This is a genomic window from Xenorhabdus indica (assembly GCF_014467235.1).
In the GTDB taxonomy this organism is placed as follows: Bacteria; Pseudomonadota; Gammaproteobacteria; order Enterobacterales; family Enterobacteriaceae; genus Xenorhabdus; species Xenorhabdus indica.
This window is the reverse complement of record NZ_NKHP01000009.1, coordinates 14,698-41,637: the sequence shown is the minus strand read 5'-3', so window position 1 is coordinate 41,637 and position 26,940 is coordinate 14,698. Positions and strand designations below refer to the sequence as shown.

Genomic DNA, 26,940 nt, shown 5'->3' with positions numbered 1-26,940 from the left:
ATCGGTATATACCCAATGGATTTCAAGAGGCAACTTGAAAGACGAAAGGGATAAATTATCTGTAAAAGTTATCGGCAGGATATTCTGATCCTTGAACAAAAATGATTTGGACTGTTCGGTCAGAACAAGTTATCGAAATCATAGTTATAGGCTTTTACCATTTGATGACCGCTATTCTTTAATTGTTGGATCAGTGATACCAGTTTCTCGGCATAACCAGGATCTGTGGCGTACCCTGCATCTTGCAAGGAGTATGCTCCCTGTTCTGCGGTCGTTGACCGGGCAACTTTGGCATAGCGCGGGTTTTCCGCCAGGAATTTGACGTAATCCGTGACGGCTTCCAGATAAGAGTCATAAACCCGGAAACTGTCACGTATTATCTTCGGTTCACCCTCAATGTATTCGGTTGTCGTGATTTGAGTGACAGGCCCTTGCCAGCTTTTGCCTGCTTTGATGCCAAACAGGTTATGACTCGGCTTACCCTCTTCGGTCAGAATTTCCCGTTGCCCCCAACCAGATTCCAGTGCTGCTTGTGCAATGATCAGTAAATGGGGGATACCACTTTGCTGACTGGCTATCTGCGCAGGCACAGAAAGCATAGAAACAAAGCGGGCACTGTTTATTGGTAAAGACCTGGTCATTGGCAGAGTTTTCGACTGTGCTGCACGGTTGGGTGATTGATCAGGCATTGTCCGACGTAGAAACTGTTCCAAAGCTTGTTTTGGCAGGGTATGCAGGATTTCATTATCCAATGGCATCGGTACAGTTCCGGCCAGTTCACTGGGAGCGCTGTTAGTATTAGGAATAGTGATGTTAGGAATAGTGGTGTTAGGAATAGCGTTGGAAAACTGTTTGACGATCATATCGGCAAATCCCAGTCCTTTTTGAGAAAGATCCTGGGCAATCTGCTGATCGTACATCGAAGTATAAAAACGCGTCTGATCACTACTCAACATGCCATCCTGTGGCAATGAGGAACGCATACTTTTCAGCATCATCTGAACAAATACGCCTTCCAGTTGTTGGGCTACCTGCCGTAGCCCCTGTTGTGGTTCCTGTGACAATTTGGCTTTCAGTGAATGGAGTGAATTTACATCGTAAGCAACATTCGGCATCGTCAGAAAATCATTCATCAGATAATCTCCAGCTTCGCCCGCAAGCAACCTGCACTTTCCATCGCCTGCAAAATAGACATTAAGTCTGTCGGTGTTGCTCCCAAAGCGTTCAACGCACGAATAACCTGAGTCAGGTTTGCACTGGCATTAACTTTCTGTAGCACACCGCCCTGCTCTTGAATACCAACCCCGGTATTGCGGGTCACAACCGTATTTCCCCCTGCCAGTGGTGCATTTGGCTGATTGACTACCGTCTGACGCTCAACAATCACAGACAGGCTGCCATGAGCAATTGCACAGCTATCCAATGTGACATTGCGGTTCATCACCACCGATCCTGTACGGGAGTTGAAAATCACTTTGGCGTCGCCGGCATCGACACGAATATTCAGGTTCTGAACCTGTGACAGGAATTTCACCTGTTCGCTGTTCTCTATCGGCAAACGTAACTGTACCGTGCGGGAATCGAGCGCTGTCGCTGTGCCTACACCTTTCAGGCGGTTGACAGCATCACTGATTTGCTGAGCCAGACTAAAATCATCTTCATTCAATTGCAGATTCAGAATACCTTTCTGACCAAATTTCGTTGGCAATTCCCGTTCAATAACAGCACCATTGGAAATTCGCCCACCGGCAAGTTGATTGATTTTAAGGCTGTTGCCACCTGCACTCACTCCCGCACCGCCGACCAGAATATTGCCCTGTGCCAGTGCATATACCTGATTATCAACACCTTTCAGTGGGGTCATCAGCAATGTACCGCCACGCAGACTTTTGGCATTCCCCAGTGAGGAAACGACCACGTCAATGCTTTGCCCTGAACGCGCGAATGGTGGCAGCTTGGCTGTCACCATAACGGCAGCAACGTTCTTAAGTTGCATATTTGTACCGGGCGGCACAGTGATCCCCAACTGCGATAACATATTACTTAAACTTTGGGTGGTGAAAGGCGTTTGCATGGTCTGGTCACCCGTGCCATCCAGTCCGACCACTAAACCATAACCAATCAGCGCGTTATCCCTGACCCCCTCAATGGTCGTCAAATCACGAATGCGTTCAGCAAAAGCGTTGTTCGGCGCAAATGTGTTGAACAGTACCAGCAAAAACGTAAAAAGGCTGGCGACTAATTTTTTCATTCTGACCATCCTCTTTTAAAACGGTGAGATATTCATAAAGAAACGCTGTAACCACCCCATGTGCTGCGCTTCATTGATATAACCATCGCCAACATACTCAATGCGGGCATCTGCAACCTGATTAGAGCTGACTGTATTGTTGCCAGTGATGGTGCGCGGGTTAACAACGCCAGAGAAGCGGATAAATTCCGTTCCCTGATTGATAGCAATCTGTTTTTCCCCGACAACATGCAGGTTACCGTTTGCCAACAATTGATCCACGGTCACCGTAATTGTGCCCCTGAAAGTATTGTTCGCATTCGCCCCGCCTTTACCGCCAAATTCATTATTACCTTCCATGCCCAAATCAGTTTTATCACCGCCCATCAATCCCTGTAAAAAACGGGGAGTCAGGGCAGCAGCGAAACTGGTTTTACCATTACGGCTGGCATTGGCTGAGGAGTTTTTACTGGCACTGACATTTTCTTGCAGGATAATCGTCAGCGTATCGCCGATATTGCGTGGACGACGGTCTTCAAACAGTGGCTGATAACCGTAATAGACTGGCTGGACAGTCTGAAAAATAGAACCATTCGGCACTGGGGCAGGTGTTTCAGCGGGGTTTGCGGTTGTTTGTCCTTTCACCAGTGGCTTGTGTGGCATATAAGCACAGCCCCCCAATGTCAGTGCCGACAATGCGAGTGCCGCCACAGGTATGCTGATACGCCACTTATTTCTCTGGTTTTTCCGTAAACCAGTGGAGCCATAAGCTACATGGTTTTTAGCATGGCTTTCGGCAACGGGCATTGTATCCATCTTCTATGCTCTTAAGTTTATCGTAGAAATAGTGGAGGAACGTGTTCCCCCACCATCAATGGTTAGGTTATAGCTGGGCCAGTTTTTGCAGCATTTGATCAGAAGTTGATACTGCCTTGCTGTTGATTTCATAGGCTCGCTGCACCTGAATCATATTGACCAACTCTTCTGCCACATTGACGTTAGACGTTTCGACAAAACCTTGACGAAGCGTTCCAGCCCCATTGAGACCTGGCGTGTTTTCCACCGGTACACCAGAACTGTTGGTTTCCAGATACAGGTTCTCACCAATGCTTTCTAAGCCACTTTCGTTGATGAACGTAGTCAGGGTGAGCTGCCCGACCTGTTGCAGAGCGGCTTGTCCCTGTACCTTGACACTGACAATCCCATCATCGGCAATACTGAGCTTAGTGGTGTTGTCTGGAATGATGATGGCTGGCACGACCTGAAAACCCCCGGCAGTGACCAACTGGCCGTTCTGATCTTTCTGAAATGAACCATCACGGGTATAAGCAGTGGTTCCATCAGGCATCTGGATCTGGAAAAAGCCGCGTCCTGAAATTGCCACATCATTAGTACTGGCTTTCACTATATTACCCTGGCTATGCAGCCGTTCCGTCGCGACTGGACGAACCCCCGTACCAATCTGCAAACCGGATGGCAGATTGGTCTGTTCAGATGACATGGCACCTGGTTGACGTTCAGTCTGGTAGAGCAAATCTTCAAACACTGCACGCTGGCGTTTAAAGCCGTTAGTGTTGACGTTTGCCAGGTTATTGGCAACAACATCCATATTGGTTTGCTGAGCATCCAGCCCAGTCTTGGCAATCCATAAAGATCGGATCATGAATTTATCCCCCCGATTAGCTCATAGCGAGAATTTGGTTAGCCCGCTGCGCATTTTCATCGGAACTGTGTATGACTTTCATCTGCATCTCAAAGCGACGCGCGTTGGCGATCATGTTCACCATACTTTCCACTGGATTAACATTGCTGCCTTCCAGGACACCTGGCATCAGTTTCACTTCGGTGCTGGCCGCCAATTCATTGCCCTGCTGTTCCCGCGCCTGTGGCGTTAAATGAAACAAACCATCGTCGCCCCGCACCACTTGGTTGGCTTCCGGTTTGACGATTTTCAGCTTGCCAATCTGCCCCAATAACGTGGGTGGATCGCTGGCAATCAGGGCAGAGATGGCACCGTCTGTCGCAATGGTCAGTTCAGCCTGCGGCGGAACATCAATCGGCCCGTTTTCGCCCATCAACATGCGCCCCTGCACCATCAGTTGCCCTTCGGGTGAAATCTGGATGCTGCCGTTGCGGGTATAGGCTTCTGTCCCGTCTTCAAGCTGAACAGCCAGATAGCCACCTTGTCCAACCGCCACATCTAACGGACGGGAAGTGTAATTCATGGGTCCCTGACGGCTATCCATGCCGGGAGTGGAGGCAACAACTAAAGTACGGGTAGGTAGTGTTTCACCTTCAATTGGCACAGCACGCAAGGCAGCAAGCTGGGCTTTAAAGCCCGGTGTTGACGCATTGGCCAGATTGTTGGTGGTCACAGCCTGGTGCTCCAGCGTCTGGCGTGCAGCGCCCATAGCGGTATAAATGACGTGATCCATAAAGCTATCCGCCTGAGCCTATTAACGCATGCTGACCAGCGTTTGCAGAATTTGGTCCTGCGTTTTGATGGTCTGGGCGTTAGATTGGTAGTTACGCTGGGCGACAATCATGCTGACCAGCTCCTGGCTCATATCAACGTTTGATGATTCCAGCGCACTGCTAATCAGCTTGCCGAAGTTACCGGAACCCGCAATACCCACTACCGGACTACCGGATGCACCGGATTCTACCCAAACGTTATCGCCTTGCGCAGTCAAGCCTTCAGGATTAGAAAAGTTTGCCAGTATTACCTGACCTAATACTTGTTTCTGGTTATTGGAATAGGTAGCGTAAATCTTGCCGTCATTATCCACACGGTAATCAATGAAACTACCCGCAGCATAGCCATTTTGTGTTGGATTAGAGGTAAAATCTTGTGCAATGTTCTGCTGTTTACTCCCCGAAAAATCGATGGTGATTGGCGCAGCAATTGAACCATTCAAAGATTCTACATCGAATTTAAATGTATTATTGATGCCGTCCATTTGACCATTACCGTCAAATGCCACATTACCCAATTTATGAGCGGCAGAGCCTGCGACAGAAATATCCTTAGCATGAAACTCCCACGTATTGTTGGCTGTTTTCACGAAGAATATATTGAGGTCATGTTGATTCCCTAAACTGTCATAGAATTGCAGAGTTGTGCTGTAGTTAAAGCTATCTTTATTATTCGGATCAAAGGGATTTTTTCCCTGATCAATTGCTTTGTGCATTGAATTTAGGGTAGCTTTCAACTTAACTTCTGTACTCGCTTTCGCATTCAACATATCCGTTGGAATTGAAAGTGGTACTACAGCTCCGCCTTCCTGAATTTCTCCGTTTACCGCCGGATAACCCGTCAACTTCATGCCCTGCATATTGATCAGATTACGCTCTTTGTCCATTTGGAACTGACCGTTACGGGAATAAAAAATATTACCGCTGGGATCCTGCATGCGGAAAAAACCACCCTGGGTAATTGCCATATCTAATTGGCGATTAGTCTTAGCGGTTGAGCCATCTTTAAAGTTCTGAAACATACCAGAAACCTTAACCCCCAAACCCACGTCTGAACCACTGAAAACATCCGCAAACGCGGCAGAGCTAGATTTAAAGCCAAATGTCGCTGAGTTTGAGATGTTATTACCAATAACATCCAGATTGCTCGCTGCAGCATTCAAGCCACTGACCGCTTGTGAAAAAGACATATGTCCTCCGTTTAATTAAAGAATCTGACGAACTTCGTCCATGTTTACCGTACCTACCAGCCCTAAATCCAATTTAGTGCCATTCTCTTGCCGCACAACGCCTTCAACCTTGGCAGATCGCAGGGAATTGACCATCAACGCTTGATCCTGCTGGCTTGCGGAAACGGTGAAGTTGTAAGCGCCTTGTTCCACTGCATTGCCGTCTGCGTCTTTACCATCCCATCCGAAGCTGTGTACACCGGCACCCAAAAATTCGGATGAGCTGGGATCTAATTTATTGAATTCCATCTCCCGAACAACTACGCCACTTTTATTTCTGATGGTCACTTTGACGGTATCGGCGGGTCGGTTTAGTTCAAAGCCAATTGGGGTTGCACTGTTTTCACCAGCCCCCAGCAAAATCTCATTGCCAGGAACCATGACATCTCGGCCAATCAGTGCTACCGTTTGCATCGTGTGGTTACTGTCCATTTGTCCGACAATGGAACCCAACGTCTTATTGAGTTTCTCAATCCCCTCAACGGTACTGATCTGCGCAATCTGTGAAGCCAATTCACTGTTTTGCATTGGGTTGGTTGGATCTTGGTTTTTAAGCTGGGCAACCAGAATATTCAAGAAACTGTCTTTGATATCACCACTATTTTGCGGTTTTTGGTTGCCCAATTTAGACAGTTCACTGACTGCTGAATTATCCAATGATTCATTAATTGGAGCGGTAATTCCCATAACGATATTCCTGTTACTGGCCCAGCGTCAGCGTTTTCAGCATGATGGATTTGGTGGTATTAAGTACTTCAACGTTCGCCTGATAGCTGCGGGAAGCCGAGATGGTATTGACCATTTCCCCGACGACATCCACATTCGGCATACGTACATAACCTTTTTCATCAGCCAACGGGTTACCCGGCTGATATTCAAGACGAAAAGGTGTGGGATCATCCACCACTTCACTGACGCGCACACCGCCGATCTCCTGTCCTGCTGGTGCAGCGACACGAAATACGACTTGTTTGGCACGATAAGGCTCGCCATTCGGCCCAACGATACTATCGGCATTCGCCATATTGCTGGCACTGACATTCAGCCGCTGAGACTGAGCAGAAAGCGCGGAGCCGGCAATATCAAAAATACTGAGTAGAGACATTCCCATTATCCTTGTGACTGTAGAACTGACATCATGCTTTTGATCTGAGCATTCGTCATGGTCAGTTCAGCCTGATATTTCAGACTGTTATCTGCAAAATTGCTGCGTTCCATATCCATGTCAACGGTATTTCCATCCATCGCCGTCTGGTGAGGCACCCGGTACAACAGATCCATCTCCAGACGTTTCTGAGGCTGAATGGGAATATGTCGATTGGAAGTCAGAGTCAGCCCAATTCCATTCCCCGTCACACGACCATGTTCCATCACCTTTCTTAATTGGGCGGCAAAATCGATATCGCGAGCCTGATAGCCAGGGGTATCCGCATTGGCAATGTTTGCCGACAGAATTTCCTGCCGCTGGTTGCGGAGTACCAGGGCTTCTTGTCGAAAATGAAAGGCGGTATCTAATTTATCGAGCATATTCCTCCCTCGCCTGTTTTATAGCCAGCTTTATAGGCCAGTTTAGGGTAAGTCCCGCAGAACCAAGCCCCGTAACGCATTAAGAGCGCTAACAGCATAAACGCAGAAGAAAAAGCCGATTCGAAGAATAGACACAAATTGATTTGCTATTTATCCCATTAACTAATAATCAAGCGCGTTACACTATTAACCTCCAGCAGATACTGAATATTTTTGGCATCATGGTTTACCTCACTGGTGTCAGGTAATAGAAGAGTAAGGTAAGAATAAGAGAGATAAAGATGATTAAAATGCCTGCATTAAAATTTATCGGCTTCCTTACCTTTTTTCTTAACCTGTTTTTTGCTGGTTCTTTGGCATGGGGGAATGATTTACCCCGTTCAATCAATGATTATTTCAAGCAAATTCATCACGGCACGAACTATAAAGTTTCCGTAGACATTAAAACACCGGAACAACAATGGCCAACATGTGAATCTCCTGAAATACATCCACCAATGGGCAATAAAAATTGGGGAAATATTTCGCTGCCGGTTAACTGTGGTCAGCAACGTCGTTTTATGCAAATCTACGTCCGTGTTATCGGCCCATACTTAGTTTCAAATCGTGCAATTCAACGTAATTCGGTACTGAGAGAAAAAGATTTTCAGGTCAAAACAGGCGCTTTAGACAAATTGCCAAACGACATCATTCATAACAAAAAGGTTACACTTAATGGTATTGCCATTCGCAACATACCTGCCGGGCAATTCATCACACGTAATATGCTCCGGCGTCCATGGGTGATTAAAGCCGGACAAAATGTTGTCATCACCGTAGATGGGCAAAATTTCCGGGTACGTTATGAAGGAAAAGCAATTAACAATGCTGCAAGTTTTGATAATATTCGTGTCCGCTTGGTTTCTGGACAGGTTATTACCGGAGAAGCTCAGGAAAATGGTAGTGTAAAAATGATGTTATGAATGGCTAAAGTTTTATGTTTCTACGCCGATATAACCATCAGACCATGATTTACAGGCATGCCAGCGGTATATCGCCTGCTACCTCTACCCAATAGAGTTAAGACAAATAAATAATGCCTGATTAAAGGATTACGATTATGAGTATTGAACGCACTCAACCTCTACTGGCTATTGCTGCTTTACAGCAACGCAATGCCAATGAAACTGCCCAGAGCACTCGCAGGATTGTGGCTGTTGCAGAAAAAAGCGCCGATACGCAAGTTAGACTGAGTGAGGCGCAGAAAAAACTGGTTCAGCCAAGTAGTCAAGACATTAATATTCAAAAAGTACAACAACTGAAAGAAGCGATTGCAAAGGGAACCCTGACCATGGACAGCGGTAAAATTGCTGATGCCCTGCTCAGAGAAGCCCTTGAAAACTGATTAATTAAAACTTATTACCTTAATAACAAGGAATATAAGCAATAAACCAGCAAAATCATAAAGGCCATAAATGGAAGAACTTCAACTCTTGCTTGAGCAGCAAAGTGCACACTTACATTCGCTTTCGACAACGATGGCAGAAGAACAACGTATCCTGAGCGAAGGCTTTATTGAAGCGAATCAACTGCATCGTGTCACAGAGCAAAAAACATTTTTGCTTTCGGCACTCGATCATGCGGAAAGAAAGCGTCAGCAACTAAATGAAACGCTGAAAGTGAATGCTCCTTATGCTGACCATGAAATATTGGCGGTGTTGTGGGATCAAATCAGTCAGTCGGTTGAACGAATTCGTGATTTAAATGCGCATAATGGATTTTTGTTGGATCAACATATTGAGTTAAATAGTCAGGCAATTGCTTTTTTGAAAAGCCATCACAGCCCTTCTCTTTATGGTGCTGATGGTCAGGCCCGTCACAATTCTGCCTTATCGGGCCATAAGATCAGTGTTTGATTATTCTCATGCTGCTTAAGCAGCAATCTTTACAGACCTCTTGGTATATCCGTAATAATAAGAGGTCTGTTTCTGTGTCGTTGTATTAAAACCCTATCTTTTTCAAAATCCCCCTATCTTAATGAGATGGCCGCCCTCACCCTAGCGGCAGTATATTAACAGGGTGATTATCTTTGATAAGAGGCTACCATCATGAACACCATCGCACTGATTGGCATCGATCTCGGCAAGCATTCCTTTCATATCCATTGTCAGGATCCATCGGGGAAAGCCCTGATGCGTAAAAAATTCACCCGTACTAAGTTGATGGAATTCTTAGCCGACTGTTCTCCGGCAACGGTTGTGATGGGAGCCTGTGCGGGCGCGCACTTCATGGCAAGGCGGATCGCTGATTCGGGATAAAGTCAAAACCACCAATCAGATGCAGGTATTACTGCGTTTACAGGCGCATTATCACTATTTGGTTGAACAAATCACCGAGATTGAAACCGCCTTGTCACAGGAGATTGCTCAGGATGATACCGGGCAGCGGCTGATGACTATTCCCGGTGTTGGTCCCATTACGGCGAGTGTGCTTTCCTCGCAACTGGGTGATGGCAAACAATACGCCTGTAGCCGGAATTTTGCGGCCTCGACGGGATGGGTTCCCCGCCAGTACAGTACCGAAGGAAAGACGACCTTATTGGGGATCAGTAAACGGGGTAACAAGACACTCCGGCAACTGTTGATGCTCTGTGCCCGGTCGTTCATGCAGCATATCGAGCATGGGCAGGGAAAACTGGCTGACTGGGTTAAGCAGCAACTTGAACGAAAGCATTCCAATGTAGTGGCCTGTGCACTGGCTAACAAACTCGCCCGGATAGCGTGGGCTATTACGACACAACACACGGTATTTGTCGCCTAAAGCAGGCGTCATTGTGAAGCTATTTAACTGTTACCCCACTGGTTTTGCGAAGACTAATAATTGATGACATGAACGGCCTGCCGGCCTGATGAGAAACCTAATTAAAAAAATGGCTCTTTGAAGCCGTTGTCTTTTTAAGGTTCATCAGACGCGGAACTCATCGAGGCGCAGGCATCCTTGCCTACAGTGACGCCGGATAGATTTAAGCAAGCCCCAAACTCATCAAAATGAGTGTTGCAAAAAGGAGGGCAACCATAGATTTTTCAAAGCAATAGAAATGCATGACAGAATTACAATTATCATAATAACGAAAATTCTGAGTCCAAGTGATAAAACGTCGCCAGTGGTATTTAGCCTGCCTCCAGACGATTTCAATCAGATTCAGCTCTGAAGAGATATATTTTAAAAATAATCAGACCAGATATTATTTATAGAACACTAATAACGGGCTATGTCCGAATGCGCTATTTCATTAAAGAGAGCATTAAAATGCTATTTTGAGTTAGTTACAGATGAAATGGAAAACAATTGCAATGGCAAGAACCAGAGGATTGATTATTTTTATGATAAGGTGATCACCGTAGTGATCGCCTTATATTTATTATTATTCAGAAGACTTCACTGCCAGTACTATCTTGCACCACCAATCGTCGCTGTCATTCTTATCTGACGGTTATCGGTAATTTCAAGATTGGAAAGTACAACCAATCGGGGCAATACACGGCGCAGAAAACGAGACAATAATGGACGCAGTGCGTGGTTGACCAACAACACAGGCGGTGCACCGAGCATTTCCTGACGCTCCAATGCTTCTGCCGCCTGACGTTCCAGACTTTCAGCCAGTCCCGGCTCCAGTCCACCGCCACCCTGCAATGCCTGAAGCAGAATACGTTCAAGGTTCGCATCTAAGCCAATCACTTTAATTTCATCCGCACCGGGGAACCATTGTTGAGCAATCGCCCGGCCAAGTGCAATACGGATAACAGCAGTCAGTTCATAAGGATCAGTTTGTACCGGTGCATGTTCAGCCAGTGTTTCAATAATGGTGCGCATATCACGGATCGGCACTTGCTCCGCCAACAGGTTTTGCAGAACTTTATGCAACGTGGTCAAGCTGACGACACCAGGAATAAAGTCTTCTGTCAGTTTCGGCATTTCCTGACTGACTCGCTCAAACAGTTGCTGTGCTTCCTGTCTGCCAAACAGTTCACTGGAATGCTGTGACAACAAATGGTTCAGGTGAGTTGCCACAACGGTACTCGCCGCTACAACAGTATAACCCTGTACCTGTGCCTGTTCCCTTAAACTGTCATCAATCCAGACAGCCGGCAGTCCGAAAGCCGGATCTTTGGTCAGGTCACCCTGCAATTCACCTACCGCACCGCCCGGATTAATCGCCAGCCAACGTCCCGGATGGGCTTCACCACGGCCTATCTCTACTCCTTTCATCATGATACGGTAGCTGGCTGGTGCTAATTCAAGGTTGTCACGAATATGAACAACAGGGGGTAAATAGCCCACTTCTTGCGCAAACTTTTTACGAATACCACTGATACGCCCAAGCAGCTCACCATTCTGGCGAAAATCTACCATTGGGATTAACCGATAACCGACTTCCATGCCCAATGGATCTTCTAGTTGCACATCAGACCATGAAGCTTCTGCGGTTTGCTGTTGTTCTTCTACTGCTTTCATCTCTTCATGTTGTACCATAAGCGGATCTTTATCCTTACGAAGCAGGAAGTATCCTACTCCCGCCAATGCCGCGGTAAACAACAGGAAAACAAAATTAGGCATTCCCGGCACTAAACCAAGCAACCCCAATACACCAGCACTCAACATCATCACTTTGGGGTTATTGAAAAGCTGTGTCACCATTTGCTGGCCGACATCTTCATCGGTCGCAACACGGGTCACGATAACACCCGCTGCTGTAGAGATAATCAACGCCGGTAACTGAGCAACCAAACCATCACCGATGGTCAGCAATGTATAGGCTTCTGCTGCATCCCCCAAACTCAATCCATGTTGGACAACACCGACGATCAAACCTCCAACGATGTTGATCACCAGGATCATCAACCCGGCAATGGCATCGCCGCGCACAAATTTACTCGCACCATCCATCGAACCATAGAAGTCTGCTTCTTGTGTGACTTCAGCGCGCCGTTTCTTGGCTTCATCTTCGCCTATCAATCCGGCATTCAAATCGGCATCAATTGCCATCTGTTTACCGGGCATCCCATCCAGTACAAAGCGGGCACCAACTTCAGCGATACGTCCTGCACCTTTGGTGATCACCATAAAGTTAATCAGGATCAAGATAACAAAGACAACGATACCAATGGCAAAATTACCCCCGACAAGGAAGTGACCGAAAGCTTCTACGACTTGTCCTGCCGCTGCCGATCCTGTATGCCCTTCCATCAGAATGATACGCGTCGATGCGACATTCAGTGACAAACGCAACAATGTTGAAAACAGCAAAATCGTCGGAAAAGCAGCAAAATCCAGCGTCCGACGCGTAAACATCGCTACCAGCAAAACCATGATGGAAAGTGCGATATTAAAAGTGAACAGTAAATCAAGCAGAAATGGGGGTAACGGCAGTACCATCATCGACAAGATCATGAGGATGAGTACAGGCCCCGCAAGCATTTGCCATTGGGAGCCTTTTATATTTCCCGGTAAACGATTCCCCGATAAACGGAACAATGAGGCCAGATTAGCCATGACGATTATTCTCTCCAGCAAAATCCAGTGCTGGCGGCACTGGCAGATTTTCAGGTGTTTTTGGTTTCAAGCCACCTTCCCGTTTCCAACGTTTCAATTGGTAAACCCAGGCAAGCACTTCAGCAACGGCAGCATAGAGTGCCGCCGGAATAAAACCGCCCACTTCAGCATGGCGAAACAATGCTCGCGCTAATGGAGGGGCTTCCAATAGTGGAATGCGATTTTCCGCGCCAATCTCTTTAATACGCAAAGCGATGAGTCCCGCTCCTTTCGCCAATACCTTAGGTGCACTCATTTTTTTACTGTCATACTGTAAAGCAACGGCATAGTGGGTCGGGTTAGTGACAATAACATCCGCTTTTGGCACATCCGCCATCATCCGTTTACGTGCAGCCGCACGTTGTTGTTGGCGAATTCGCGCCTTTACATGTGGATCCCCTTCTTGTTCCTTAAATTCATCCTTGATCTCCTGACGGGTCATTTTCAGTTTTTTCAGATGGCTGCGGATCTGATAAAACACATCAAACGCCACCATTGGTATTAACATAAACAAAACAACGTAGCCTGCAAAAATCAACATCAGCATGGCATCACTCAATGCCACCAAGGGTGTTTGGGTAGTCAGGTTTAACATGGCAGGCCAATTCGCCCAGATAAACAGGGCGGCTCCCCCTCCGACCATTGATGCTTTCAAGATGGCCTTGAACAGTTCCGCCAATGCGTTCATGGAGAAAATTTTCTTCAGACCAGCAACCGGATCCAGTTTCGCCAGATCAAATTTGATAGATTTTGAGCTGAATATCAGCCCTCCCATCAATGTCGGCGCACTTAAGGCAATCAGGATCAGGCCGACAAACACAGGTAACAGTGCCCAAACTGCCTGTTTTAATAAGCGACCAACCTGCTGTACCATCTGCTTATCATTACTGACCATGTTATGATCAAAGTTGAATCCCTCGAATACCATCAATGAAAGCTCATGAGTGATCGACTGTCCGCTCATCCAAAGCAGACTGACGCCTCCTGCTAACATCAGGATAGAAGTGAGTTCCTTTGAACGTGCTATCTGCCCCTCTTTACGCGCTTTTTCCCGTTTATGGGGCGTGGGTTCTTCGGTTTTTTCGAGATCGCTATCTTCAGCCACGGCTTTCCTTGGTGAGCATTCGTTATTACATGCAGGAAATTTGCCCTCAACAAATCTCAGCAAAGAGCAAATAAAATTGTGCTAAGCATGACAAAAGCCAGGAAATTCAATGGCAGGAACACTGCAAAATTTGCGGGGGTATTTGCGGCATTATACCTGATGGGTTTCAAGATGCCGCAACGTGAAAAACAACGGCATATGAGATTTATGCCTTACTGGAAATATAACGTCGCCCCCATACCAGAATGATGACCAATACTGTTAGCGGCAAGCCGTGGAAGATAATGATAACGCTGGACGGCGGCAACCAGACGTAAAAAGGGGCAACCAACAGCATGCCTATTCCAAAACCCGTCATCTGTAATAGAGTCAGTAAGCTGAAAATAGGCAGTCGCAGACTTTCCGGTTCACTTTGCACACGGGATATCAGACTAACTTCCGCAATTCCATCACCAATTCCTGCCCATACTGCGAACAACAATAACCAAAACGGGTTGGTTTGTTGGAAGGTAAGGATAAAGCCCGTTGACATCAATGCAATGCCGAGGAAGAACAGTTTTTCCATTTTCAAGCTGCCGTGATTGCGTAACAGGTAACTGGTCAGGCGTGCACCGCTGAATTTTCCTATCGCCCATGTCGCCAGTAACAGCCCCATTACGGTACTGGCATTATCGGGGTTCAAGAGCTTAGAAATAATGGGAAAACCGACATTATGGGCAGCACTGCCCAGTGTATCCGCCAGACTCAGAAACAACATCCCGGCCAGTATAGGTGTGCCGCGTAATCCGAGGCGTAATTCTCGCCATTCGTTCCCCAACACCCGCAATCCCTGCTGTTCAGGCTCAGTGAGAAAACGCAGTGGCATAATCAATATTGCGGCCAACAGATAGGTGATGATATTAACGATAAAAACCATTTCATAGCCGCTACTGGCAACCAGCAAGCCGGATACCAAACTGCCGAACACTGCACCTGTAGCAGCGACCGATGTCAGCCAGGAATTCGTCGATATACGTTGTGAGGCATGTACCCAATGCGGAAGTTGACTGTTCAACCCAATCGCAAACATTGAGTTGCCCAAGCCGATCCCAAAAGCAATGATCGGTAAGATCAATAACTGCTGTGAAACCGGGAATACCAATAACAAGGACAGCAGCATGACCCGCAATAAATCGAAACAGATCAAAGGCCATCGCCCTGCATATCGCCGGAAAAACGGTGTACCCATTAAGCTGGCAATAACACCTCCCGCAACACGACAAGCAAGAAAAATACTGACGTGCATTACGCTATTGCTGAGCAGATAAACGTAAGTGGATAACGCTACCATATTCAGGAATGCGCCAAAATCGGATATAAATCTTGCACTAACGATAAAAAAGGCATTACGACCAGAGCAACGTAAATTCAGACTATTTTCCTGGCTTGGCATTATTATTAGTTCTCTTGTTGTTCAGGAAGTTGCCGGAAAGTCACCAGCAATAGATCCCGAAATGCCACAATTGCAGGAGATACTTGTCGAACATGGCTGGCTCGATGATAAAGTTGCCTATCATTAATTGCGAGCGTTTCAAGAAATTGTTGCATTGCTGTTTGCAATAAAGGTGGGGCTTCATTCTCTGTTAAGTGCACTTCAGAAATAACAGGTGCAATATTGTGGCTTTGAATAAAGTGCATAAAGATCCAATCCTGTCCATCCTGATGAATACCAGAAGTTGTCGGGCTCTCTTTCCCAGAAAAAGCTTTTACCCGGAATTGATGGATATCAATCGAATAGCGATAACCTTTTATTAAACGTTCACCTAAGATGGCAATATCTGTAGCAAGAATATATTGCATAATAGGGTGAGTAATAAAAGTTTCTTCCGAATAACTCAGTTGATTAGCGCCTTTTTTATATTCAATATCATAGGTTACTGGTGATTGATATTCACTACTCCGATTAAGTTGCAGTGGGTTTTCTGTGCCAGGGTGATAACAATAGCGTAGAATACGTCTTTCCCGATGAGTGTAATTTTTGAAATTCTGATCTAATACCAAATTATCCCACTGGTTTTTAAATGTATTGGCTTCTTCTTCCTGATATGAAATCAGTTCATCAAAATGTGGAATATGGCAATAATGATTATTCATTAAACGTGCCGAAATCTCTGCAATTCGCATAGAATAACACCCTTATGAAAATGGAATAATGATCGGTTTTACATGCTCTATCATTTCGTTGTGTAGTGTATGAGCATGAGAAGCATCATTAACTTTTGCCCAACACCTGAGCAGGTAATGTTCTTCTGTTTCCGCATTGATGTCGTAACCAGCGGGTTGAGACAAGCATTCGATAACATGTGGATTATTTTTAATGTACTCAATATTTTTTATTCCCAAAAAATGACCACTATTTTCTGGGTACATAGCTATCATAGAGTAGTGCTGTTCAGCAGTTGCTGCCCGCTTTTGCCCTTGTACGATCTGCGTATCAATATCTTTTTCTTGTAAAAGAATAGAGAGATAAAGCTGATAAGGATCTAACCCGGCCAGATCACGGAATGCAGAGTTCACAAACAAGCCGCCAAGGCGAGGATTAATCTCAATGACCATCGGGCCATCAACAGTCATACGAAATTCAAGATGAGCAATGGCATGATGCAATCCAACTGCTTTTATACAATCGATAGCATAATTTTTGATTTGTTCTTGCTCTGAGGCAGTAAATGAAACCGGAGGAGCAATGAGCAGATTTTCTAATACCGTATTATCTTTTTCTGTCAGAATAAGTTTTTCGTTTATTAAAACCGGATGGACAGTATCCTGGGTAATAACGCATTCGACAGTACCTTCAATACCTTGGATATATTCTTCCAGTAACATACTTTGCCCCGGCTGGTTCAGGTATTCTGTACCGTCAGGAGTAGAATATGTTTGAGTATTTCCAAGAAAATCTACTAAGGCTGAGTGCTTATAGTAAGCTGTGAATGTTTGGTAATGAGCTTGCAATTCAAACCAGTTATAACACTTTTTAATAAAAGCTGAGCCTGCCCCAAAAGGCGGTTTTGCCATCACCGGATAACCAATCCTATTGGCTTGCTTATATAACTCCTTTTCACTGTTACATAGTGCATGGCGTATTGTTCTAATTCCATGCTTTTGCAGTGCCTGACGCATAAGGAATTTGTTGTTGCAGGTAGCAATGGAGGCGGGAGAAGTATAAGGCAATCCAATTTTTTGACATATTTCGGCAACAATACAACCCATTTGTCCGCTGGCAGAAGCATGCCCTGCGTGACAAAAAATAGCACACAAATGATAAGATTGTTGCAAACGGGTAACGCAATCTTGCAAAGATTCAAACGATAATGATTCCAATAAGAAAACTTCATCACTATCCGTAAAAAGCCGTTCTGCATGCTGACGTTTTTTTCGAGCTACAGTCAGACAAAACAATCCCATCTTTTTTGCTGCTGCAAAATGAGGTTCCCGGTAGGTATAGTGTGTAACCTCAGCTTCATCAATATCAACAAACAAAATTGCATTAGGTTTCATTTGATGTCCTTGAAATACAATAAATAGAATTAATTATCTAACCATTCACATTGTTCATTCTTCCAATTGATAAAACGGTAATAACGTTGACTACCACGAGTTTCGAAATATGGTACTTCATCAGGATCAGTGAACAGGGGTACGGTAAATTTTCCCTGCATATGGGGCAGAACATATTCCGGCAAGGCAATATTCGAAACCCGACGTTTAAGTTTTTTCATAATAGTAATAGCGTCATTAATTGAGGCTTTATATTCTGAGGATCCCGGCGAGAAAGGCATAAAATGATAGAGATAGTAAGGTTTCACTCCCATCCGATAGAGTGCGAGAAACAACGTGTGGAGTGTTGCTTCATCATCATTAATTCCACGCAAGAAAGGCATATTGGAAAAAACAATCGGTACAACACGTTGGATACGACGTACAGCAGACTGGAATTCTTCACTTAACTCCAATGGGTGGCAAACATGCACACCAAAGGCGTTAACACCATATCTTTCCAAAATTTCTATCAAAGTATCGGTAATACGATAAGGATTGAATGTAAGAGCACGGGAATGAATACGGATCAGCAAATCATCCCTGATTTCTCGGATTGCAGCGAGTGTCTCAGATAACTTGTTATCCGTCAGCATGAGGGGGTCACCACCACTCAGGATAACTTCTTCGATTGAAGGTGTATTTCTTATATATTCAAGAGATTGTTGGAAAGAACTGCGGCCTGCATTGGATTTATCTGAATCAACTTTCAATGTCCGCAATGCTTCAAAGCAAAATTGACAGTAGGTGTTACAGGTATTGACCATACGTAAAATGACACGATTATCATATTTATGCTGACAAATGGGCGTCTTCATATCTTCATGAAGTTCCCAGTTTTCTGATTCGCCATCATAACCATTCAACTCTTCTTCACTCCAGAATGGTACAACCTGCCGCCAGAGTGGATTTGCCGTGGTATCCTCAGATTGGTTGGTTGCTAAAATTAGACGCAGATAGTAAGGCGTAATCTGCATCTTCTGCCCCTGTAAATTTCGTTGGATGCGCTGAGTTATCTCTTCACTCCATCCACCACAAGCAGAACGTAAAACAACTTCATCACGTACAGCATTTTTTTGCTGCCAACGCCAATCAGCCCAATTTTCCGTAGGATCAGCCAGAATCAGCTGTAAATGAGGTACTACATTGCTAGTATTCATTGTCGTTCCTTAATAGTTATTATTTTACTAACAGCATAAACTGTATATCTCCCTCATAAAATAGCATGTTCCCATATCCCAATCCGTGCGTTCAGGCTGATAACGCCCTGCTTGAGATATGGAAACTATTCCAATTTATATTGGTTTGATAATTATTAATCTGTTTTCATTGCAGTTTTGATCTCAACACGACTTGCCTTAATCTCAATACTATCCGCATTAACATCATGGATATGATCTTTCGTCAGGCGGTATACAACCGGACTTAACAGCGCAATCGCAATTAAGTTAGGAATAGCCATCATGGCATTAAGTGTATCTGCGAGTAACCAGACAAAGTTCAGTGATTGAGTTGCGCCAATCGGTAACGCAATGATCCAAATAATACGGAAAGGAATAATGGCTTTTGTGCCCAGTAAATACTGAATACATTTTTCACCATAGAAGCTCCATCCTAAGATGGTGGTAAAAGCAAAGATTGCCAGTGCGATTGCAACAACGTAGTGCCCCCCCGGAATAACGGACGAGAAAGCAGTTGCTGTTAATGTTGCTCCTGTCTGACCTGTCAACCAACCGCCAGTAATAACGATGGTCAACCCGGTAATAGAACATACCACAATGGTGTCAATGAACGTCCCCAACATGGCAATTAAGCCCTGACGGATCGGGTTTTGGGTTTTCGCTGTGGCATGAGCAATAGGAGCACTTCCCATACCTGCTTCGTTAGAAAATACACCTCTGGCAATACCAAAACGAATTGCAGCCCAGACGGCTGCTCCAGCAAATCCCCCTTGTGCTGCAACTGGAGTGAAAGCAGATGTGATAATCAAGGCAAACGCATCTGGAATAGCACTCACATTGAGTCCTAAAACGACCATACCTGCGCCCAGATAACCTACAGTCATAACAGGCACCAGTTTACCTGCAACATCAGAAATCCGTTTGATACCACCAATCAATACCGCACCAACCAGAAGAACCAGTGCCGCCGCCGTTATGGTTTTATCAACACCAAAGCTACTTTGCAGTACTTCAGAAACTGAGTTGGCTTGTACCGTATTACCAATACCAAAGCCAGCTATACTTCCGAAGAAAGCAAATAATGTTCCCAACCATACCCATTTTTTCCCCAATCCATTTTTAATATAGTACATGGGGCCACCAACATAGTTACCGTTCTTATCTGTTTCACGGTAACGAACTGCCAGCACAGCTTCGGAATATTTAGTTGCCATTCCCACCAACGCAGTCATCCACATCCAGAACAATGCACCCGGTCCCCCCATAACAATCGCCGTTGCGACCCCTGCTATATTCCCTGTACCTATCGTTGCGGACAATGCGGTCATTAATGCATTAAAAGGGGAAATTTGCCCTTCACCACGTTGTGTATTTTTTTGAAAGAGTAATTTGAACCCTGTGCCTAACTTGCGTATCGGCAAGAAAGACAGGCGTACCTGCATGAAAATACCTATACCCAGAAGGCCAATAAGCATGGGTACTCCCCATACAACCCCGTTTATTGCACCTAACCATTGTGTGATCAGTTCCATATATACCCTCGGAATTACACGTAACAAACCGGTAACAAAAATGTTTCAATTAAATAAAAGATGATTTTGAGGAAATAAGCGAGAACTAATTAGGGCTTGTTGGTAAGAAAACTTAATACTGTGAGTATGATCACTAACTCTAATAATATCTTAAATAATTTTGTTTATAGCAAATCTTCATAAATCAAAAAATTAAATAATAAAGGCCATTAGGCAAATTTTTATCGCGTGATCTGACAAATTTGGGGTTTTTTGTAACAAAAAAATAGGTATTATTCTCTGACAAATAGTTTCTGATGTAATTAAAGGATTATCCGTGGCAAGAATTGGTTATATCCGAGTGTCAACAAATGACCAAAATAGTGATTTACAAAGAAATGCATTGATCAGCATTAACTGCGAAATGATTTTTGAAGACAAAATCAGTGGGAAAACCGCCAATCGCCCAGGATTAAAACGTGCGTTAAAACACCTTAAATCTGGTGATACACTCGTTGTATGGAAGCTGGATCGCCTGGGGCGCAGTGTAAAAAATCTGGTGACACTCATTTCAGAATTACATGAACGAGGAATTCATTTTCAAAGTCTGACTGACAGTATCGATACCAGCACAGCTATGGGAAGATTTTTCTTTCATGTCATGAGTGCATTGGCGGAAATGGAACGTGAATTGATTGTTGAAAGAACTAACGCAGGTTTAGCCGCGGCACGGGAACAGGGGCGAATTGGCGGACGGCCTGTCAGATTTACCGCAGAAGACCAGCAACAAGCCGCCAGATTGCTAATTAAAGGCCACAGCAGAAAACAACTCTCAATTATTTATAATGTGTCGCTGTCAACCATTTATAAATATTTACCTGCGAATTTAACCGTTAGCCTTGCCTCTTCAGAGTAACACGCTGTTCCCAATTACCTATTTTTGCAAAAAATCTTTGATAACCTTTACCCACTCTGCCGGGTTTTCCATCTGTACCGCATGGCCACTCTTCACTTCCGTGTACAAGCTGTTTTTTATACTTTTATGGACTTCACGTGCCAGATAGGGCGGAATTAGTGTATCGTGACTTAACCCAATAATTAATGCGTCTTTATTTATCCGGGAAAGGTAATTTTTGATGTTTATCGATAATCCTAAAGCTATCCGTCTGTTCGCCCCTTTTTCTGACGGCCTGGCACAAATTTGACGGAGCGTTTCCTTCCCCAAAGATGAAATAAATTCAGGACTGAGAACATGGGAAAGTCCAAAAGCAGTTGCTAAAGTTTGATCGCTGTTTTCCAGTTTTAACCAGGTCGTAAACATCAACTGGAAATAGGGATCATCATTTGTGGCCCACGGTGCAGTTAATACCAGTCTATTCACCAACTGAGGATGAGTCGCTGCAACCACTGAGGCAACAACCGCCCCTAAGGATATACCCACTTTTTGGTGATTTTCATTAAAATCTTTACGGTAAGAAACAAATGAATCTGCCAAATAGATGACTTTTTCAATCGACTGCACTGTGTTTTCCTTTTATAGGATCTGACTAATGATGTCGTTTTATACATTAAATCAACCAGTAACACTGTTCTCTAACCGAAAATCTGGCATTTTTGCATATTTGGAAACATTGAAAGTAACGTTTGGGCAGCCGCCTGACTCGCCCAAACATCAAATATATTTAAGAATAAATATTGCTCGTTAACGTATTATCACTCGTTATCAAAAACCTAAACTATCCAGTAAATCATCAACCTGTTCCTGGTTGGCAATGACACCAATCCCATTCTGGTTAACCTGAGGGCCATTAAGAAGACTTTCGTTCTCTTTTTTAGTTTTGGCCACCTGATCAGAAGGCATATTTTCCATTAATACCATGACCAGTTGCTTTTCCAGTTCCTGAATGACTTCCATCATCCGTTTAATGACCTGCCCGGTGAGATCCTGAAAATCTTGAGCCATCATGATCTCAAGCAATTGAGCATTGGTGAAGGCAGCATGTTCTGGCACGAGTTTGAGATAATCTCTCGTGTCCGTTACCAAAGAGCGTGCATCAGCCAGCTCTAAATTAGTTGGGTTCGCAAACCATTCATCCCAACGCAGGGTTAAGGATTTTGCAGAGGTTTCCAATTCATTCTGGCAAGGTTGAGCTACTTCAACGCAGTTCAGCACTCTTTCAGCCGCCTGTGCGGTCATCTGGACAACGTAATTCAATCGCTCCCTCGCATCAGGGATCGCCTCAGCCGCCTGAGCAATGGTTCGATCCAATCCCAGTTCACGCAGACTATCGCGCAGCATTCTTGTTAACTGCCCGATACGACTGATTATTTCACTGGTTGTTACCGCCTCATCTCTCGGCATGACTGGATTTTCACTCATTTTGTCTCCTTAAAGCCCCAATTTTTCAAATATTTTATTGAGCTTTTCTTCCAAAATTGCCGCAGTAAATGGTTTCACAACATAACCACTGGCTCCAGCCTGTGCGGCGGCAATGATGTTTTCTTTTTTTGCTTCTGCTGTCACCATCAGAACTGGCAAAGCAGCCAATTTTTCGTCACTGCGAATTGTTTTCAACAATTCGAGACCATCAATATTAGGCATGTTCCAGTCAGAAATAACAAAATCAAATTCGGCTGTACGAAGTTTTGCCAGCGCTTCTGCTCCATCCAGTGCTTCATCAACATTGTTAAAACCCAGTTCTTTCAGCAAATTACGCACAATTCGACGCATGGTTGAAAAGTCATCAACCACCAGAAATCTTAGATCCTTACTTGCCATAAAAACTCCTTGAAATTTTATTCATCCAGCAACATCGTGCTGTAAAAGTTAACCACAATATTCCCTTTATCTTTCAAGGTGCGGCTTTGCTGACTGTGCTGCAACTTGAAATATATCAGGTATAACAACGACTAAATTCGAATCGATTGCCCGGTACTGATTTTAGCCAGCATAGTTTTACTCAGCTTTTGCAGATCCATCACTTCATCGACAGCACCCAACTGGATCGCGGCACGCGGCATACCAAAGACCACACAACTTGATTCACTTTGTGCTAATGTGTAGGCTCCCGCTTGTTTCATTTCCAATAAACCCGCCGCCCCATCACTGCCCATACCCGTTAATATGACGCCTACCGCGTTACGCCCTGCATATTTAGCAACAGAACGAAACAGAACATCGACAGAAGGACGGTGACGATTAACCGGAGGAGCACTGCTGGTCATAATTTGGTAGTTAGCTCCGCTACGGCACAGTTCCATATGGCGATCTCCCGGTGCGATATAGGCATGTCCCGGTAAGACACGCTCACCATCTTCTGCTTCTTTAACCGTAATCTGGCTCAATTTATTGAGTCGTTCTGCAAATGAGCGGGTAAAGCCGGATGGCATGTGCTGTGTAATAAGTAACGCCGGGCTGGTAACAGGTAAAGGCTGTAACAGATTCTTGATTGCCTCAGTTCCTCCGGTTGAAGCCCCAACCGCGATCAATTTCTCACTGGACAAAAGTGGTTTAAAATTTAGCGGAGCTGCAATTTCTTGTGTTGGTCTTACTGTGCTGATTTTTGCCTGTGCTGCCGCACGGATTTTCTCCGCAATCAGCTCACTATAAGCCAGCATACCTTCACGAATACCTAATTGCGGCTTGGTTACAAAGTCTACAGCGCCTAATTCCAGTGCTTTCAATGTAATTTCCGAACCTTTTGCCGTCAGAGACGAAACCATCACAACAGGCATAGGCCGTAAACGCATTAATTTCTCAAGAAAATCAATGCCATCCATCCGTGGCATCTCGACATCCAATGTCAATACCTGCGGGTTATATTTTTTGATTAAATCGCGGGCAACATATGGATCAGGCGCACAATCCACCACTTCCATGTCTGGGTGGCTATTGATGATTTCCCGCATGATTTGACGCATCAGCGCCGAATCATCCACACAAAGAACGGTTATTTTATTCATGACCCCTCCTTGCCCGGCCTACACCGTAAACGGTCTGTCCTTGCAAGTAGAACTCTCGGCTAATTTGAGTGACGTTTTCGGAATGCCCTGCAAAGAGCAGACCATCTGGCTTTAAGAAATTGACAAAGCGACGCAAAATTCTTTCCTGCGTTTTTTTATCAAAATAAATCATGACATTACGACAAAAAATTGCATCAAATTTACCTTCCAGTGCCCACTCAGAATCAAGTAAATTCAGGTGCTGAAAGCTAACCAGTTCAGTAAGCACCGGACGAACTCTGGCGTACCCTTCAAAATAACCAACGCCTTTGAAAAAATATTTTTTCTTTTGGCTGTCACTCAGATGTTGTAATTCATCCAATCGATAAACACCTTGGCGAGCTTTTTCCAACACCTGGGTATCAATATCACTGCCAATGATTTTTATCCGGTTTGAACGGTGCCCCAATACATCACACGATTTGCCATACAAAGTGTCCTTACCACATAAAGTGTCATACAGCGTCATCGCAATGGAATACGGCTCTTCTCCCGTTGATGCGGCCGCACTCCAGACACGGTATGTTCCCCCGTTTTTTCTGCCGGCATGTGCCGCCAGAATAGGAAAATGGTGGGCTTCCCTAAAAAATGCGGTGAGATTGGTCGTTAATGCATTGATAAATAGTTCCCACTCCTTACTATAACTATCCTGTTCCAGAATCGACAGATATTGACCAAAATCATTAAGTCCCAGAACACGCAAGCGCCTGACCAGGCGGTTGTAAACCATCTCGCGTTTATTTTTTGCCAAGACAATGCCAGCTCGTTGGTAAATAAACTGACAGATGCGCTGAAATTGCGCATCCGACAACGTATGCCGCTGAAACATAAAGTTCAGCGGTGCAGTAGCTTCAGCATCTGAAGCTGTTAAATTGGATTTCATCTGACCTCAGCGTACTTGATTTACAACATACTCATCGGTCATTTTTGACGCAGGATATTCCTGATGGTCATGATCATGTTCCAAACCTGTCGGTAATTCAAATTGAGCAACCGTTTTCACCAATATATCTGCCTTATCTTCAAGCGCGGATGCAGCGGCAGCGGACTGTTCCACCAATGCCGCATTTTGCTGTGTGACTTGATCCATCTGACTGACAGCTTGGGCTATCTGATGAATACCACGGCTTTGTTCGTCAGAAGCCGCAGCAATTTCAGACATAAGATCAGTGACCTGGTTTACTGATTTGACCAATTCATCCATTGTTCGTCCGGCATTATTTACCAAATCAGAGCCCTGGTTAACACGATGAACGGATTCATCGATCAACATTTTGATTTCTTTTGCAGCATCAGCACTGCGTTGCGCCAGATCACGAACTTCTCCCGCGACTACAGAAAATCCTCGACCCTGCTCACCCGCACGGGCAGCTTCAACCGCTGCATTCAAGGCCAAGATGTTGGTCTGGAAGGCGATACCATCAATCACGCTGATAATCGCGCTGATTTTCTTCGAACTATTGGCAATTTCGTCCATCGTCGCAACAACACTGCTGGTCTGTTCGCCGCCTTTCATTGCTGTTTGAGAAGCGGCTACCGCAAGTGCGCTGGCCTGACGGGCATGTTCTGCGTTTTGCTTAACAGTAACCGTTAACTGCTCCATACTGGCCGCAGTTTCTTCCAGTGATGCCGCCTGTTCCTCAGTGCGTGAGGATAAATCAGTATTACCTTGCGTGATTTCCTGGATACCGGCATACATCTGGTTGGTATTATCCCGCACCGAAGAAATGGATTTAATCAGTGAATTCTGCATATCACGCAGTTTTCTGAATATATTACCAATTTCGTCATCGGTGGTGACTGCCACTTCTTTATTTAGCCGCCCTTCAGCCACATCCTGAAAACAAGCTCTCATATTTGCAAAGGGTTTTAGAAGGTTACGTTTCAGCCACCAGTGAGCTGACAGGGAAACAACAAACACCATCAGGATAGCGCCAAAGAACATGGCAATGGAGACTTTATAATAAAATGCACCATCAGAAACTGCTTTACTAATATGAGCACCGAGATAATGCATATAGTTATTGTATGCAACCTCAAATTTACTCTGATAACTTTCTGTTGGTTGATCGAGGAATTCCTGAAAGTGCCCTTCGTAAAGGAAGGTTTTTAATTCCTTCAAGGCATTAATGTATTCTTGATATGAATGCTCAACAGCTGACAATAATTCGGCTCCATTATCACTCTGCTCTATCAGAGGTAATGCACTAAAATGTGCGAAACTCCTTTCGGCTTCATTCAGTGAACTTTTAAGTAATGCTTCCATTTCATCTATTTGCTCTCTCGGTTGCCCGACTTTATGAGCAATCGCGATCTTATTCAAGGTATTACGCGTTTGCAGCAACGCCGCCCAACTCAACCCAAGGGTATCTCTCCGTTGAGTTCCCAAATCAATTTTTTCTATATATGACTGGTCTGTATGAATTATCCCCAAAGATAAGCCACTGGAAATAATCTGCATAACACAAAACATCATCAGTAATAGATACAAACTGGTTGATATGCGAAACCTGCCTAACATGTAATCACCTCG

At 44.8% G+C, this 26,940-nt stretch carries 26 protein-coding genes and 1 pseudogene; 5 read left to right on the top strand and 22 right to left on the bottom strand.

The features are described from left to right. Window positions 1-119: 119 nt before the first annotated feature. The 9 genes from flgJ to flgB all read right to left on the bottom strand — a co-directional run bounded on the left by flgJ (window position 120) and on the right by flgB (window position 7,461). Window positions 120-1,133, bottom strand: coding sequence for a flagellar assembly peptidoglycan hydrolase FlgJ (gene flgJ, locus Xind_RS08815; RefSeq protein ID WP_187649873.1), 1,014 nt, complete (start codon window positions 1,131-1,133; stop codon window positions 120-122). Further along, window positions 1,133-2,251: a flagellar basal body P-ring protein FlgI gene (locus tag Xind_RS08810; RefSeq protein WP_047681147.1), complete on the bottom strand. Its 1,119-nt coding sequence runs from the start codon at window positions 2,249-2,251 to the stop codon at window positions 1,133-1,135. Before Xind_RS08810 ends, flgJ begins: the two co-directional genes overlap by 1 nt. A gap of 15 nt (window positions 2,252-2,266) precedes the next feature. Next, the gene (locus Xind_RS08805) at window positions 2,267-3,046 is read right to left on the bottom strand and encodes a flagellar basal body L-ring protein FlgH (RefSeq protein ID WP_047681144.1); all 780 of its coding nucleotides are present in this window, start codon (window positions 3,044-3,046) and stop codon (window positions 2,267-2,269) included. Between the two features lie 67 nt (window positions 3,047-3,113). Beyond that, on the bottom strand, window positions 3,114-3,893 hold the full coding sequence (gene flgG / locus Xind_RS08800; protein ID WP_047681141.1) for a flagellar basal-body rod protein FlgG: 780 nt from the start codon (window positions 3,891-3,893) through the stop codon (window positions 3,114-3,116). 16 nt (window positions 3,894-3,909) lie between these two features. After that, window positions 3,910-4,665, bottom strand: a complete 756-nt coding sequence (locus Xind_RS08795) for a flagellar basal body rod protein FlgF (RefSeq protein WP_187649872.1) — start codon at window positions 4,663-4,665, stop codon at window positions 3,910-3,912. Between the two features lie 21 nt (window positions 4,666-4,686). Continuing rightward, window positions 4,687-5,895 carry a flagellar hook protein FlgE gene (gene flgE / locus Xind_RS08790; protein ID WP_047681135.1) on the bottom strand — a complete coding sequence of 403 codons (1,209 nt, stop codon included), beginning with the start codon at window positions 5,893-5,895 and terminating at the stop codon, window positions 4,687-4,689. Window positions 5,896-5,910: 15 nt separating this feature from the next. Next, on the bottom strand, window positions 5,911-6,621 hold the full coding sequence (locus Xind_RS08785) for a flagellar hook assembly protein FlgD (protein ID WP_047681133.1): 711 nt from the start codon (window positions 6,619-6,621) through the stop codon (window positions 5,911-5,913). Window positions 6,622-6,634: 13 nt separating this feature from the next. Next, complete coding sequence (flgC, locus tag Xind_RS08780) at window positions 6,635-7,039, bottom strand: flagellar basal body rod protein FlgC (protein WP_047681130.1); 405 nt, start codon at window positions 7,037-7,039, stop codon at window positions 6,635-6,637. 5 nt (window positions 7,040-7,044) lie between these two features. Beyond that, a complete protein-coding gene (gene flgB, locus Xind_RS08775) occupies window positions 7,045-7,461 on the bottom strand; it encodes a flagellar basal body rod protein FlgB (protein ID WP_047681127.1) in 417 nt (138 codons plus the stop codon). A 290-nt stretch (window positions 7,462-7,751) separates the two neighbouring features. Between flgB and flgA the strand changes: the two genes are divergently transcribed. The 4 genes and pseudogenes from flgA (at window position 7,752) to Xind_RS08755 (ending at window position 10,260) form a co-directional block, all read left to right on the top strand. Then, on the top strand, window positions 7,752-8,423 hold the full coding sequence (flgA, locus tag Xind_RS08770) for a flagellar basal body P-ring formation chaperone FlgA (protein ID WP_047681209.1): 672 nt from the start codon (window positions 7,752-7,754) through the stop codon (window positions 8,421-8,423). A gap of 137 nt (window positions 8,424-8,560) precedes the next feature. After that, a complete protein-coding gene (gene flgM, locus Xind_RS08765) occupies window positions 8,561-8,845 on the top strand; it encodes a flagellar biosynthesis anti-sigma factor FlgM (RefSeq protein ID WP_047681124.1) in 285 nt (94 codons plus the stop codon). 70 nt (window positions 8,846-8,915) lie between these two features. Then, window positions 8,916-9,356, top strand: a complete 441-nt coding sequence (locus Xind_RS08760) for a flagella synthesis protein FlgN (RefSeq protein ID WP_047681121.1) — start codon at window positions 8,916-8,918, stop codon at window positions 9,354-9,356. Between the two features lie 192 nt (window positions 9,357-9,548). After that, a pseudogene (locus tag Xind_RS08755) lies at window positions 9,549-10,260 on the top strand (IS110 family RNA-guided transposase). A 630-nt stretch (window positions 10,261-10,890) separates the two neighbouring features. On the opposite strand, the gene flhA reads toward Xind_RS08755, so the two are convergent. The 7 genes from flhA to Xind_RS08720 all read right to left on the bottom strand — a co-directional run bounded on the left by flhA (window position 10,891) and on the right by Xind_RS08720 (window position 20,426). After that, window positions 10,891-12,993, bottom strand: coding sequence for a flagellar biosynthesis protein FlhA (gene flhA, locus Xind_RS08750; protein WP_047681118.1), 2,103 nt, complete (start codon window positions 12,991-12,993; stop codon window positions 10,891-10,893). After that, the gene (flhB, locus tag Xind_RS08745) at window positions 12,986-14,137 is read right to left on the bottom strand and encodes a flagellar biosynthesis protein FlhB (protein ID WP_047681115.1); all 1,152 of its coding nucleotides are present in this window, start codon (window positions 14,135-14,137) and stop codon (window positions 12,986-12,988) included. The genes flhA and flhB overlap by 8 nt, the downstream gene beginning before the upstream one ends. A gap of 205 nt (window positions 14,138-14,342) precedes the next feature. After that, the gene (locus Xind_RS08740) at window positions 14,343-15,569 is read right to left on the bottom strand and encodes an MFS transporter (protein WP_187649871.1); all 1,227 of its coding nucleotides are present in this window, start codon (window positions 15,567-15,569) and stop codon (window positions 14,343-14,345) included. A 5-nt stretch (window positions 15,570-15,574) separates the two neighbouring features. Next, a complete protein-coding gene (locus Xind_RS08735) occupies window positions 15,575-16,300 on the bottom strand; it encodes a 2OG-Fe dioxygenase family protein (protein ID WP_047681110.1) in 726 nt (241 codons plus the stop codon). A 12-nt stretch (window positions 16,301-16,312) separates the two neighbouring features. Next, a complete protein-coding gene (locus tag Xind_RS08730; protein WP_187649870.1) occupies window positions 16,313-17,674 on the bottom strand; it encodes an ATP-grasp domain-containing protein in 1,362 nt (453 codons plus the stop codon). A gap of 29 nt (window positions 17,675-17,703) precedes the next feature. Then, entirely contained in the window at window positions 17,704-18,873 is a 1,170-nt protein-coding gene (locus tag Xind_RS08725) for a KamA family radical SAM protein (RefSeq protein WP_187649869.1), read from the bottom strand. Window positions 18,874-19,028: 155 nt separating this feature from the next. After that, window positions 19,029-20,426, bottom strand: coding sequence for an alanine/glycine:cation symporter family protein (locus Xind_RS08720; RefSeq protein ID WP_047681101.1), 1,398 nt, complete (start codon window positions 20,424-20,426; stop codon window positions 19,029-19,031). A gap of 316 nt (window positions 20,427-20,742) precedes the next feature. Here Xind_RS08720 and Xind_RS08715 point away from each other — a divergent pair, with 316 nt between their 5' ends. Next, window positions 20,743-21,321: a recombinase family protein gene (locus tag Xind_RS08715; protein ID WP_047681098.1), complete on the top strand. Its 579-nt coding sequence runs from the start codon at window positions 20,743-20,745 to the stop codon at window positions 21,319-21,321. A gap of 18 nt (window positions 21,322-21,339) precedes the next feature. Here Xind_RS08715 and Xind_RS08710 read toward each other — a convergent pair whose 3' ends face one another. The 6 genes from Xind_RS08710 to Xind_RS08685 form a co-directional block, all read right to left on the bottom strand. Next, the gene (locus tag Xind_RS08710; RefSeq protein ID WP_187649868.1) at window positions 21,340-21,927 is read right to left on the bottom strand and encodes an alpha/beta fold hydrolase; all 588 of its coding nucleotides are present in this window, start codon (window positions 21,925-21,927) and stop codon (window positions 21,340-21,342) included. A gap of 201 nt (window positions 21,928-22,128) precedes the next feature. Further along, window positions 22,129-22,785, bottom strand: a complete 657-nt coding sequence (cheZ, locus tag Xind_RS08705) for a protein phosphatase CheZ (protein WP_187649867.1) — start codon at window positions 22,783-22,785, stop codon at window positions 22,129-22,131. 9 nt (window positions 22,786-22,794) lie between these two features. After that, window positions 22,795-23,184: a chemotaxis response regulator CheY gene (gene cheY / locus Xind_RS08700; protein ID WP_047681092.1), complete on the bottom strand. Its 390-nt coding sequence runs from the start codon at window positions 23,182-23,184 to the stop codon at window positions 22,795-22,797. A 131-nt stretch (window positions 23,185-23,315) separates the two neighbouring features. Beyond that, window positions 23,316-24,368, bottom strand: coding sequence for a protein-glutamate methylesterase/protein-glutamine glutaminase (locus Xind_RS08695; RefSeq protein ID WP_047681089.1), 1,053 nt, complete (start codon window positions 24,366-24,368; stop codon window positions 23,316-23,318). Beyond that, window positions 24,361-25,290, bottom strand: coding sequence for a protein-glutamate O-methyltransferase CheR (gene cheR, locus Xind_RS08690; RefSeq protein WP_187649866.1), 930 nt, complete (start codon window positions 25,288-25,290; stop codon window positions 24,361-24,363). The genes Xind_RS08695 and cheR overlap by 8 nt, the downstream gene beginning before the upstream one ends. A gap of 6 nt (window positions 25,291-25,296) precedes the next feature. After that, on the bottom strand, window positions 25,297-26,928 hold the full coding sequence (locus Xind_RS08685; protein WP_047681083.1) for a methyl-accepting chemotaxis protein: 1,632 nt from the start codon (window positions 26,926-26,928) through the stop codon (window positions 25,297-25,299). Window positions 26,929-26,940: the final 12 nt, after the last annotated feature.

What these genes read in the sequence shown, in the direction of transcription:
- flgJ (WP_187649873.1), bottom strand. Translation starts at nt 1,133, where the DNA reads ATGAATGATTTTCTGACGATGCCGAATGTTGCTTACGATGTAAATTCA.
- Xind_RS08810 (WP_047681147.1), bottom strand. Translation starts at nt 2,251, where the DNA reads ATGAAAAAATTAGTCGCCAGCCTTTTTACGTTTTTGCTGGTACTGTTC.
- Xind_RS08805 (WP_047681144.1), bottom strand. Translation starts at nt 3,046, where the DNA reads ATGGATACAATGCCCGTTGCCGAAAGCCATGCTAAAAACCATGTAGCT.
- flgG (WP_047681141.1), bottom strand. Translation starts at nt 3,893, where the DNA reads ATGATCCGATCTTTATGGATTGCCAAGACTGGGCTGGATGCTCAGCAA.
- Xind_RS08795 (WP_187649872.1), bottom strand. Translation starts at nt 4,665, where the DNA reads ATGGATCACGTCATTTATACCGCTATGGGCGCTGCACGCCAGACGCTG.
- flgE (WP_047681135.1), bottom strand. Translation starts at nt 5,895, where the DNA reads ATGTCTTTTTCACAAGCGGTCAGTGGCTTGAATGCTGCAGCGAGCAAT.
- Xind_RS08785 (WP_047681133.1), bottom strand. Translation starts at nt 6,621, where the DNA reads ATGGGAATTACCGCTCCAATTAATGAATCATTGGATAATTCAGCAGTC.
- flgC (WP_047681130.1), bottom strand. Translation starts at nt 7,039, where the DNA reads ATGTCTCTACTCAGTATTTTTGATATTGCCGGCTCCGCGCTTTCTGCT.
- flgB (WP_047681127.1), bottom strand. Translation starts at nt 7,461, where the DNA reads ATGCTCGATAAATTAGATACCGCCTTTCATTTTCGACAAGAAGCCCTG.
- flgA (WP_047681209.1), top strand. Translation starts at nt 7,752, where the DNA reads ATGCCTGCATTAAAATTTATCGGCTTCCTTACCTTTTTTCTTAACCTG.
- flgM (WP_047681124.1), top strand. Translation starts at nt 8,561, where the DNA reads ATGAGTATTGAACGCACTCAACCTCTACTGGCTATTGCTGCTTTACAG.
- Xind_RS08760 (WP_047681121.1), top strand. Translation starts at nt 8,916, where the DNA reads ATGGAAGAACTTCAACTCTTGCTTGAGCAGCAAAGTGCACACTTACAT.
- flhA (WP_047681118.1), bottom strand. Translation starts at nt 12,993, where the DNA reads ATGGCTAATCTGGCCTCATTGTTCCGTTTATCGGGGAATCGTTTACCG.
- Xind_RS08740 (WP_187649871.1), bottom strand. Translation starts at nt 15,569, where the DNA reads ATGCCAAGCCAGGAAAATAGTCTGAATTTACGTTGCTCTGGTCGTAAT.
- Xind_RS08735 (WP_047681110.1), bottom strand. Translation starts at nt 16,300, where the DNA reads ATGCGAATTGCAGAGATTTCGGCACGTTTAATGAATAATCATTATTGC.
- Xind_RS08730 (WP_187649870.1), bottom strand. Translation starts at nt 17,674, where the DNA reads ATGAAACCTAATGCAATTTTGTTTGTTGATATTGATGAAGCTGAGGTT.
- Xind_RS08725 (WP_187649869.1), bottom strand. Translation starts at nt 18,873, where the DNA reads ATGAATACTAGCAATGTAGTACCTCATTTACAGCTGATTCTGGCTGAT.
- Xind_RS08720 (WP_047681101.1), bottom strand. Translation starts at nt 20,426, where the DNA reads ATGGAACTGATCACACAATGGTTAGGTGCAATAAACGGGGTTGTATGG.
- cheZ (WP_187649867.1), bottom strand. Translation starts at nt 22,785, where the DNA reads ATGAGTGAAAATCCAGTCATGCCGAGAGATGAGGCGGTAACAACCAGT.
- cheY (WP_047681092.1), bottom strand. Translation starts at nt 23,184, where the DNA reads ATGGCAAGTAAGGATCTAAGATTTCTGGTGGTTGATGACTTTTCAACC.
- Xind_RS08695 (WP_047681089.1), bottom strand. Translation starts at nt 24,368, where the DNA reads ATGAATAAAATAACCGTTCTTTGTGTGGATGATTCGGCGCTGATGCGT.
- cheR (WP_187649866.1), bottom strand. Translation starts at nt 25,290, where the DNA reads ATGAAATCCAATTTAACAGCTTCAGATGCTGAAGCTACTGCACCGCTG.
- Xind_RS08685 (WP_047681083.1), bottom strand. Translation starts at nt 26,928, where the DNA reads ATGTTAGGCAGGTTTCGCATATCAACCAGTTTGTATCTATTACTGATG.